The organism is Oleiphilus sp. HI0117, from assembly GCF_001635235.1.
Genome location: NZ_LWGA01001485.1, coordinates 1 through 867, shown reverse-complemented (window position 1 = coordinate 867; position 867 = coordinate 1). Strand labels below are relative to the sequence as shown.

The 867-nt window shown below is 43.4% G+C and carries 1 protein-coding gene; it reads right to left on the bottom strand.

Translation table 11 applies throughout. From position 1 onward, the window contains the following. A partial coding sequence (locus A3757_RS24645) for an HDOD domain-containing protein (protein WP_082872193.1) occupies positions 1-782 on the bottom strand: 782 nt, incomplete at its 3' end. Between the last annotated feature and the right edge of the window lie 85 nt (positions 783-867).

Sequence of the window (867 nt, the reverse complement as noted above, 5' to 3'; positions counted from 1 at the left end):
TCATCTTGGCTATCTTCCCATTCCGGGTCGCTATCTTGTAGGCCAAGTACTTTGTAGTTTCCGCAAATATGCTCAGCCAGTTTAAGAACTGCCAGCAAGGTTTTCTGCTGCTGGTTTTTGCCGTCTTTAACTGCAAACACTTGCTTGGTGTTATGGTGTTCGGCAATAACTTGGCAGATATGCTCAGGGAGGTTCCATGACTTGGCGGTGAAATAACCGACGACACAGTGATTGGTGTTGAATTTTTCATTCTCTAAGTCAATGACTCGCTCATGCTGGCCGGAATAAGTTTTTTCCATGACGGTGATATAATCATCGAAGCGTGAAAGCATGAGAGGAATACCCGCATTATGGAACAAGCCTAATGCATAAGCTTCGTCTGGCGTGCGGTAGCCGACTTTTTTGGCAACCGCTGCGCAGACCATCGCTATGTCGTTTGCGGTATCCCAAAAAGAGGTTAATTCAATGATGGCTTCATCTGACATTTCACCTTTGATTGCCAGGCCATTCAAGATATTAATAACGGTATGAATACCCAGTAGTGATACCGCTTGCTCAATGGAGGTGATTTTATTTGCCAGACCATAAAATGGTGAATTAACAAATTTCAGCATGGTGCCGGATAAGCCAACATCCTTCGCGATTAAATTGGCTATTCGTTGAATATCCGGGGCCGGCATGATCTGTTCCATTTGTAAGTCCACAAGAATCTGGGGTTGTGGAGGTACATGAATGCCTTGAAGAATTTTTTTGACCTGGGCTTCGGTGAGTTGGTTGCTCATAATTTGCTGCTGCCTGTGACTTGCTTTATTACAAATACTGATAATTAACCTAGTAATTGTAGGATGAATTGAGAAATAAGCTAAC